This is a genomic window from Pseudoalteromonas sp. SG41-1 (assembly GCF_014164575.1).
GTDB classification, from domain to species: Bacteria; Pseudomonadota; Gammaproteobacteria; order Enterobacterales; family Alteromonadaceae; genus Pseudoalteromonas; species Pseudoalteromonas rhizosphaerae.
The window spans coordinates 1-10214 of the sequence record NZ_JACJFL010000079.1; the positions used below are offsets into that span (position 1 = coordinate 1).

At 43.1% G+C, this 10214-nt stretch carries 6 protein-coding genes and 1 rRNA gene; 4 read left to right on the forward strand and 3 right to left on the reverse strand.

The features are described 5' to 3' along the window. Position 1: 1 nt before the first annotated feature. Together rrf and glsB are read left to right on the forward strand one after the other, a co-directional pair. Positions 2-116 (forward strand): 5S ribosomal RNA (gene rrf, locus H5203_RS21915). Positions 117-1220: 1104 nt separating this feature from the next. Continuing rightward, on the forward strand, positions 1221-2144 hold the full coding sequence (gene glsB / locus H5203_RS21920; RefSeq protein WP_145235030.1) for a glutaminase B: 924 nt from the start codon (positions 1221-1223) through the stop codon (positions 2142-2144). A gap of 20 nt (positions 2145-2164) precedes the next feature. Here the strand turns inward: glsB and H5203_RS21925 are convergent, their stop codons facing one another. Beyond that, positions 2165-3469, reverse strand: a complete 1305-nt coding sequence (locus H5203_RS21925; RefSeq protein ID WP_145235032.1) for an inosine/guanosine kinase — start codon at positions 3467-3469, stop codon at positions 2165-2167. A gap of 179 nt (positions 3470-3648) precedes the next feature. On the opposite strand from H5203_RS21925, the gene tadA reads away from it, so the two are divergent. Next, positions 3649-4152: a tRNA adenosine(34) deaminase TadA gene (gene tadA, locus H5203_RS21930; protein ID WP_145235034.1), complete on the forward strand. Its 504-nt coding sequence runs from the start codon at positions 3649-3651 to the stop codon at positions 4150-4152. On the opposite strand, the gene H5203_RS21935 is transcribed toward tadA, so the two are convergent. Next, positions 4149-4316, reverse strand: a complete 168-nt coding sequence (locus H5203_RS21935; RefSeq protein WP_169020230.1) for a hypothetical protein — start codon at positions 4314-4316, stop codon at positions 4149-4151. The genes tadA and H5203_RS21935 overlap by 4 nt on opposite strands. Before the next feature lie 134 nt (positions 4317-4450). Continuing rightward, a complete protein-coding gene (mltF, locus tag H5203_RS21940; protein WP_259397229.1) occupies positions 4451-5971 on the reverse strand; it encodes a membrane-bound lytic murein transglycosylase MltF in 1521 nt (506 codons plus the stop codon). 253 nt (positions 5972-6224) lie between these two features. Between mltF and purL the strand changes: the two genes are divergently transcribed. Further along, positions 6225-10109 carry a phosphoribosylformylglycinamidine synthase gene (gene purL, locus H5203_RS21945; protein WP_145235036.1) on the forward strand — a complete coding sequence of 1295 codons (3885 nt, stop codon included), beginning with the start codon at positions 6225-6227 and terminating at the stop codon, positions 10107-10109. Positions 10110-10214 lie beyond the last annotated feature (105 nt).

Genomic DNA, 10214 nt, shown 5'->3' on the forward strand with positions numbered 1-10214 from the left:
GCTTGGTAACAATAGCGTTTTGGACCCACCTGACCCCATGCCGAACTCAGTAGTGAAACGAAACAGCGCCGATGATAGTGTAGCATTTGCTATGTGAAAGTAGGACATTGCCAGGCTCCAAATAATAGAAACCCGTTACAGCGATGTGACGGGTTTTTTGTTGTCTGGCATAAAGTAAAAATAAAGGTTCGAGGTAAAAGGCATCAGGTTAAAGGAAAAGAATAAGCGCCTAATGCCGACTCTATACATTTGCTATGTGGCTCTCTACCGCTGTGGGCACCACGACATCCTACTGCGTAGCGCACCATGGATCTAAATTGAGAAAGCCGCTCAGAAATGAAGCGGCTTTTTTACGTCTGGAACAAAGTTAAAACACCAAGCCAAGACCCCATGCCGAACTCACTAGTGACCGCTCTTGCAATCCTATGCTCTACGGCATGTGTATTCCTATACACAGCTCGAAGGCGAGCCCCGCACAAGGCCGCCCCGACACAAAGATAGTGTCGCATTTGCTATGTGGCTCTCTACCGCTGTGGGCACTACGACATCGCCAAGCTCCAAATTGAGAAAGCCCGACTAGAAATAGTCGGGCTTTTTTACGTCTGGAATAAAGTAAAAATAAAGGTTCGAGGTGAAAGGTAATAGGTAAAAGGAAAAAAATAAGCGCCTAAAGCCGACTCTATACATTTGCTATGAGACTCTCTACCGCTGTGGGCACCACGACATTGACAGGATCTAAATTGAGAAAGCCCGACTAGCAATAGTCGGGCTTTTTTACGTCTGGAATAAAGTAAAAATAAAGGTTCGAGGTGAAAGGCAATATGTTTTAGGTAAAAAAGAATAAGAGCCTAAAGCCGACTCTATACATTTGCTATGTGACTCTCTACCGCTGTGGGCACCACGACATTGACAGGATCTAAATTGAGAAAGCCCGACTAGCAATAGTCGGGCTTTTTTACGTCTGCAGGAAAGCTATTGGCTTCGAGCCGTCAGCGTTAACCTTTGACATGCGTGTACTGTCATTTTCTAATCTTGAAAACTAGCGCCCTCTATAAGTGATAGGCAAGCTCGCACTCTTTGTAAGTAAAAGGCAAATCAGCATTATTAATAAGTGACTGTAAGCGTGTTTTATTAGGTATTATTTGAGTAATAAAGTCAGTCTGCTTTTCTTCTAATATGGTAGAATTTTATTTCTGTTTTCAATGCCAATGAGGGTTACCTTGCCTACCTCTGATTATCAACAAGTCTTAAATGAAATTACCGCTGAGGTGCAACCACTGTTATCACAAGGTAAAGTGGCGGATTATATTCCAGCATTGGCTGAGGTTGATGCTAACCAATTTTCTATTGCTATATATACGACTGATGGCCAGACATTTTGCGCAGGCGATTGCTCGCAACGCTTTACAATTCAATCTGTTTCTAAAGTAATGACGTTAACGTTAGCGCTGCAGCGCTATGGTAATGAATTATGGCAACGAGTCGGCAAAGAGCCGTCAGGTACTGCATTTAACTCTTTGACTCAGCTTGAGTTTGAAAAGGGTATACCGCGTAACCCCTTCATAAATGCCGGTGCTATCGTTACCTGTGATGCGTTATATAGCCGCTTGTCTGCACCTATGCATTCAATGTTAGAAACATTTAGGTTATTGTCTGGAAATAAGGGCATAGTGATTGATAAAAAGGTCGCTAATTCTGAGTATGAATTTCGTCATCGTAATGCTGCTATGGGGCATTTAATGAAGTCCTTTGGTAACTTTAAAAACGAAGTTGACGATGTGTTATGGGCATATTTTAATTTTTGTGCAATAGAGCTCAATTGTGTCGAATTGGCTAAAGCATATAACTTTCTGGCCAATAAAGGGATAGATAACGTGTCTAATAGACGCGTACTTTCAAGTCTGCAAAACAAACAGCTCAACTCATTATTATTTACCAGCGGCCTCTATGATGCGGCGGGCGATTTTGGTTATAGGGTTGGTATGCCGGGTAAATCAGGAGTATCGGGCACTATATTAGCGGTGTTACCGAATAAGTTTACAGTGGCTGTGTGGTCGCCAGGGTTAAATTCATTTGGCAACTCGGTGGCAGGAATAGCAGCCCTTGAGCTGCTATCTAAAAAACTTGATATCTCTATTTTTTAACTAATATGTATTGGGAGTTGTTACTGCTCCCAATAAACCTGTTCGAGGCAGTCTTCACGCTCAGGTAAACCACGAGATAAGCGCGGTGAATGCTGTACTAACACCTCAAAACTGGCACGGTTAGCATACTTACTAATTTGTGCTAATGATGAGTAGGTCATTGCCGGTTGCTGGTGTTTAGCTGAATTACCAACATTGAGCTTATGGTAAACATTTGCCGATAAGTCATGTAGTACCGCCGCTAATGCACAATCTCCTGCACCATTGGTGTTCTTAATAGAGTCTGGACCACCCATAAATGGCGCTGTATGGCTGTATGCACGAATTGGCTGCTGACAGTCAACTTTGCGCATAGCGCGCGAAAACTCATAACGATTGAAATCTGGTATTGCGCCAGGCAGCAATGGGTATTCTGTTTCTCGTTTAAATTGCTCATCGATGTAGCCTGCCATAAACAAGCCTTTTTCACCTGCGGTACAGATCACTAAATCTACCCAATCAAGTGCTTTATCAGCAGCAAGTAGAGGGTCTTCAAAGCCAGTTATTGCCAGCCCTTCTTCCTCATTCATTGCTAAAATATCAACATGTTTTTCAACAAAACTAGCCCACCAAGTAGGGTCTTGCTCGATTAAAAACTTAGTACCAAGAGTGAGTACGACAGGGATGCCAGCATCATTGGCATATTTGACAGCTTGCATTGTTGCTTCTGTCATCGTCTCAGAACCTTGCGTACGCATTAAGTAAGCACTGATCACTAATGCCGATGAGTTCTCTATTAACTCCTGATCGATTGATTCAGGTCGTAGGTGGTTCATCAGCCCTGCGCTGATCGCAAAAGTACGTTCACCAGTATCGTCAATGAGTGTAAAGCAGCGACCGATCGGACCATCTACCGGTTGTAAGTAGTCGAGATCGACACGACTTGAGGTGTTACATAAAAAGCGATAAGCGTAGCTACCAATTTTAATGTTTTCACTCATCACACCCAGTAGTACAGAGCGGTCATCCGCTAATACTGAGTAGTTGTGCATAGTGTTGCCGATAGTACCGCCTGCAAACTCATAATCGATCATATCGTTGAGTTTTAAGCGGTCATATAATGCATTGGTTATATCACTATCAATAACTTGCGACATACCTCGGCGCAGTTGAAATTCGTCAAGGAAAGCTTGATCGACTTTAGCTTCTATATCAACTACGATTTGATCTATCCCTGTGATGTAGCTGCGTTGCAACTTATCACTGGCGTTGAGTTGATTAGTAAGTGGATCTTTGGCTTCCACTGGAAAATAATGTTTATGCCTGCGGCGTCCAGGAAATTTCATTTGCTACCCGTGTGTTGTGAGCTAAATAAAAAAAGCGAGAGATTATATCGTAAATCGCACGGGGTGAGCCATGTTAAAGCTGTTTTAATTTGTTTTATTTTTATCACTAATCAGTATATTTAGCGTTTTAATGGCCTAAGTGAGTATAATTAAACAATAATTAGTTAAAGATTAAGTCAATGAGTGAACAATTGAACGATCAATATTGGATGGCGCAAGCTCTAGAGTATGCAAAAAAAGCGGAGCAGTTGAATGAAATTCCTGTCGGTGCTGTACTGGTCAAAGATAATCAGTTGATTGCAGCTGGCTATAATCGTTCGATTACCGATAACGATCCTTCTGCTCATGCAGAGATGATTGCGATACGCGAAGGTGGCAAGGTCGTTAATAATTACCGCTTGATTGATTGTACTTTATACGTCACGTTGGAGCCATGCTCTATGTGCGCCGGGTTGCTAGTACACAGTCGTATCAAACGTTTAGTGTTTGGTGCTGCGGATGAAAAAACAGGATCAGCAGGCTCTATTATGAATCTATTACAAGATCCTAGATTAAATCATCAGGTTGAAGTTGAGGCCGGAATACTAGGTGAGTTATGTGGGCAAACTATTTCTGATTTTTTTAAACGCCGCCGTCAAGAAATAAAAGCTGCAAAGAAAGCTTTGCGTGACCTGAAGGCTTAACCTGCAGGTGCTGCAATGCTTAACTCTGCCATTTGTTGCATTGCAAACATTCTGCGACGCCAAATTACTTTTCTATGTAAATTACGCAGCATTATTCTGCGACGGGTAGATGATGAATAAATAACATTTCGTTTGAACGAATGTGTACGCCGACGTTTCAGCATGGTTTCTCCTGAAAATGTGAGAGTGAGAAAAGATATAAGTTAATTATATACTTGATACTACACATTAGTGATCATTTGATGACAAGTAAATAGATATTTTAGTTTGCGCGTACCTATCGCATTTAAAGTTATTTTTATTGTTCGCCGTTATCTTTTTTTTGCGGTGCTTGCTCATCGATACTGTCATCTTTTGTTGGGGAGACCGTGGTTTGTATTGTGGCAGGCTTTGGATTTTTAATCTCAGCAGCTTGGGTAGTAGGTTGATCTATTTGTTCTGCATCATCGGGTTCAGTAGTCGGTGTGCTGATCGCGTCATTTTCATCTAACCAAACTAGTGCATCGTAGTAACGACGAATATTATCCACATACTTGACTGCAACGTCACCGCGCGAATAGCCATACTTGGTTTTACGGTAGTAACGTTTTTTGATTAATAGCGGTAAGCGTTTTTTCACATCAGCCCATTTATCAGGGCTAGCACCTTGCTGCTCGGTAATAATACGAGCATCGTTCACGTGACCCCAACCAATATTATAGGATGCTAAAGCTAGCCAAGTACGATCTGGCTGAGGAACGCGGTCGGGAATTCGTTTTTCTAGCTTCGTCAAATATTCTGCGCCGCCTTTGATATTTTGCTCAGGAGCAAGACGATTAGTTACGCCGACCTGCTTTGCAGTATCACGAGTGAGCATCATAATACCACGAACTCCTGTGGGGGATTTTGCTCGCGGATTCCACATTGATTCTTGATAACTTAAAGCTGCAAGTAATCGCCAATCTAGGCTGCCTGCATATTGCTCAAACCAAGGTTGATATTTTGGCAGTGTTTCTTTAATTGCTTCAATATAGGCAAGGGTATTAACGTAGTTAAATTGGCGGACATGGCCAAAATATTTTTCTTCAAGTACATAAAGCTGATTACTTTGTTTTACTTCACCAAAAAACGGCACCATTAACGCATATAACGAATCGTCGCCGTCTTTGCGCAGCAGCCAAGCAATGGGATCGTTACGAGTAACAGAAAAACCAATACTAAGATTAGGGTGATAGCGACGAAACAACGATAGGGTATGTGAGTCGGCAAGAGTGTAATCAATTTCACCATCGATCACTGCTTGTAATAGCTCTTCTTCGTCGAGATCTTCTGTTTCGCGCCAATTTAAATTGGGGTGAGTTTGTTTAATTTGTTGCAGTGCCAATGAATGGCTACTTTTGGCAAGTACTGTCAGGTTATCGGTTAGATCATCAAAATCACGAGGTCTTACTCTACCTTGTTTATAAACCAGTTTTTGGCTAATTGTGCGATAGGTTGGGCCAAAACGGTAATCTTGGGCGCGTACTTTATTGTACGTTAAACCAGAGGCTATTAAGTCTAAATCGCCGCTATCTAAGCGTGAAAACATGTCGGATAAGTTAAAAAATGGCACCATCTCCAGTTCAACCCCAAGGTGATCTGCAAACTCTTGGGCTAACTCATATTCAAATCCTTGTTCACCTTGCACTGCTTGATAATAATTACTTGCTCCAGCTAACGTACCCACTCTGATTTTGTTTTGAGTTTTTATTTGGCTAAGTTGAGATTGCTGCTGTTGCATATCGCAGGCACACAAAAGCATTACTAACGTAATGATTGTTATTAGCTTTTGTTTAAACATACTGTGCCCCTTGAATGCTATTACACCCTTATATCAAAACTTTGCGATGACGTCACTTGGCGATTTGTCATAGTTGACTTTACTGTGTTTGATATTTCATCTGCCACTAGGCATTATTAGTAATAAACGATGCTAACTTATAGCGCTCTTGCCGCAATTTTAATTCCCTGCTTAACCTGTATTTCCGAGTTACTTGAGTATATAATACCCGCCTAAAATATCGTTCAATCCCTAACCCCGGATGAAAATACCTATGTTGATCCTTCGTGGTGCACCAGCACTTTCCGATTTTAGAGTTCAGAAAATTTTAGCCCGTTGCCAACAGGCGCAACTTCCAGTCACTAATGTATACGCTGAGTATGCACACTTTGCAGATCTAACCGCACAGCTGTCAAGTGATGAGCAAACTAAGCTTGAGAAGTTACTTACCTATGGTCCAACGATTGCCGAACATACACCTGCAGGCACTTTGGTGTTAGTAACGCCTCGTCCTGGCACAATCTCGCCATGGGCTTCAAAAGCGACGGATATTGCACATAATTGTGGCTTAACTCAAGTACACCGTGTTGAGCGCGGCATCGCTTATTATGTTGAAGGTGACTTAAACGCTGAGCAATTAAATCAAGTTGCAGCCCTATTACATGACCGCATGACCGAAGCAACGCACAGCGCAATGGACGACGCTGCGACGTTATTCCGTACTGATGCACCGAGTCAAATGTCATCAGTTGACATTTTAGCCGGCGGCCGTGAAGCGCTAGCAACTGCAAACGTTGAGCAAGGTTTTGCCCTTGCTGATGACGAAATTGATTACTTGGTAGAAAACTTCCAAAAGTTAGGGCGTAACCCGAACGACATTGAATTATTTATGTTTGCACAAGCAAACTCAGAGCATTGTCGTCATAAAATTTTTAATGCAGATTGGACCATCGATGGTGTAGTTCAGCCTAAATCGCTATTCAAAATGATTAAAAATACCTACGAGCTAAACCCTGAAAACGTATTATCTGCTTATAAAGATAACGCCGCAGTAATGAAAGGTTCGAAAGCGGGTCGTTTCTTCCCAAATCCTGAAGGTGAATATGCATATCATCAAGAGAACATTGAAATCTTGATGAAAGTTGAAACCCATAACCACCCAACTGCGATTGCACCTTTTTCTGGTGCTGCTACCGGTTCAGGTGGTGAAATTCGTGATGAAGGTGCAACAGGCCGTGGCTCTAAGCCAAAAGCAGGTTTAGTTGGCTTTACTGTATCAAACTTACGTATTCCTGGTTACGAGCAACCGTGGGAAACTGATTTTGGTAAGCCTGCTCGTATCGTTACAGCATTAGATATTATGACTGAGGGCCCATTGGGTGGCGCTGCGTTTAATAATGAGTTTGGTCGTCCAAACTTAGTCGGTTACTTCCGCACTTATGAAGAGCAAGTAACCAGTCATAATGGCCTTGAGGTGCGTGGTTACCACAAGCCAATTATGCTTGCAGGTGGTTTAGGTAATATTCGTACTGACCATGTACAAAAAGGTGAAATTCCTGTTGGCGCTAAGTTGATTGCGTTAGGTGGCCCAGCGATGAACATTGGTTTAGGTGGCGGCGCTGCTTCATCAATGGCGTCAGGCCAATCAAATGAAGATTTAGATTTTGCGTCAGTACAACGTGAAAACCCAGAAATGGAACGTCGTTGTCAAGAAGTCATCGATAAATGCTGGCAGTTAGGTGATGCTAACCCAATCGCGTTTATTCACGATGTGGGCGCGGGCGGTTTATCAAATGCATTCCCTGAGCTTGTTAATGACGGTGGTCGTGGGGGCAAATTCCAACTGCGCGATATTCCGAATGATGAGCCGGGCATGGCACCGCATGAGATCTGGTGTAACGAGTCTCAAGAGCGTTATGTACTTGCTGTCGCGGTTGAAGATTTTGACCGTTTTGAAGCCATTTGTAAGCGTGAACGTGCGCAATATGCTGTAATAGGTGAAGCGACTGAAGAGCGTCATTTAACCGTTGCAGATAGCCATTTTGGTAACAACCCCGTTGATTTACCACTGGATGTGTTATTAGGCAAAGCACCTAAAATGCACCGTGAAGCGCAATCTCAACAAGTTATTGGTAAAGCGCTGGATACTGCAAATATTGACGTAAGTGAAGCGGCAACACGTTTATTACGTTTACCTGCGATTGCTGAAAAGACGTTCTTGATCACCATTGGTGACCGCTCAGTAACAGGGCTAGTTGCTCGTGACCAAATGGTTGGTCCTTGGCAGGTGCCAGTTGCTAACTGTGCCGTAACTGCAGCAACGTATGACACTTACCATGGTGAGGCAATGTCTCTTGGTGAGCGTACACCTGCAGCATTGCTTAATTACGGTGCATCAGCACGTTTGGCCGTAGCTGAATCATTAACCAATATTGCTTGTGCTAACATTGGACCGCTTGAAAACATTAAGTTGTCTGCTAACTGGATGGCAGCAGCTGGTCACCCTGGCGAAGATGCGGGTCTTTACGAAGCAGTTAAAGCGGTGGGTGAAGAGCTTTGTCCTGCGCTTGGTTTAACCATTCCTGTGGGTAAAGACTCTATGTCGATGAAAACCCAGTGGGATGAGAATGGCGAGCAGAAGTCAGTAACAGCACCATTATCACTTATTATCACCGCGTTTGGTCGTGTTGACGATGTACGTAAAACGGTTACTCCGCAGCTACGTACAGATAAAGGTGAAACCTCACTTATCTTGGTTGACTTAGGTGCTGGTAAAAACCGACTAGGTGCATCAAGTTTAGCGCAAGTTTATAAGCAATTAGGTGATGTAACGCCAGATGTAGATAGCCCTGAATTACTAAAAGGCTTCTACAATGCAATGCAAGCGTTAGTCGCTGATAATAAGTTACTTGCTTATCATGACCGTTCAGACGGTGGTTTATTTACCACAGTGGCTGAAATGGCATTTGCGGGTCATACTGGTGTGACTGTTAATTTAGATGGTTTAACAGGTTCTGACATTGAAGCACTTTATAATGAAGAGCTCGGAGCGGTAATCCAAGTTGCTAACAGTGATTTAGAGGTCGTGAACGCAGTATTTGCTGAACATGGCATTGCTGCAATCAGCCATGAAATTGGCACACTTAACAGTGACGACAGTGTGGTATTTAACCGCGCTGGTAACCCTGTACTTAGTAATACGCGTACTGAATTACGTACTATTTGGGCAGAAACCACCTACCAAATGCAAGCACGCCGTGATAACCCTGATTGTGCTAAGCAAGAATTTGATGCCAAGTTTGATGTTAAAGACCCTGGTCTTAACGTTAAACTAAACTTCGATTTAAATGAAGATGTGGCAGCACCGTATATTGCGACAGGCGCTAAGCCTAAAATGGCTATCTTACGAGAGCAAGGTGTTAACTCGCATTTAGAAATGGCAGCTGCATTTAACCGTGCTGGTTTTGCGGCAGTTGATGTACACATGAGCGATATTCTTGAAGGGCGTTTAAGTCTGGAAGAGTTTAAAGGCTTAGTGGCATGTGGCGGCTTCTCTTACGGTGACGTGTTAGGTGCTGGTGAAGGTTGGGCTAAATCAATCTTATTTAATGATATGGCACGTGAGCAGTTCCAAAGCTTCTTTGAGCGCCAAGACTCATTTAGTTTAGGTGTGTGTAACGGTTGTCAGATGTTATCAACATTAAAAGAGTTGATCCCTGGCACTGAACATTGGCCACGCTTTGTGACAAATAAATCTGAGCGTTTTGAAGCACGTTTTAGCTTAGTTGAAGTGCAAGAGAATCCTTCGGTATTCTTCAACGGTATGGCGGGCTCTCGTATGCCTATCGCTGTGTCTCACGGTGAAGGTCATGCTGAGTTTGCTAATGATGCAGCAGTGAAAGCAGCGCTTGAGTCAGGTACTGTAGCGGTTAAGTTTGTTGATAACTACGGTAACCCTACGACACAATATCCTGCTAACCCGAACGGCTCGCGAGAAGGTATCACAGGTATTACTTCAGCTGATGGCCGTGCTACTGTAATGATGCCTCACCCTGAACGTGTATTCCGTGCGGTTGCTAACTCGTGGCACCCAGATGAGTGGCGCGAAGATAGCCCATGGATGCGTATGTTCCGCAATGCACGTAAAAATGTAGGTTAAACTATATTTATACACACTAGATTCATTATCTAGTACTAGAATAAAAGGCTGCACTGTGCAGCCTTTTTTGTTTATGCTGGTCAAAGGTCAAAGGTCAAAGGTCAA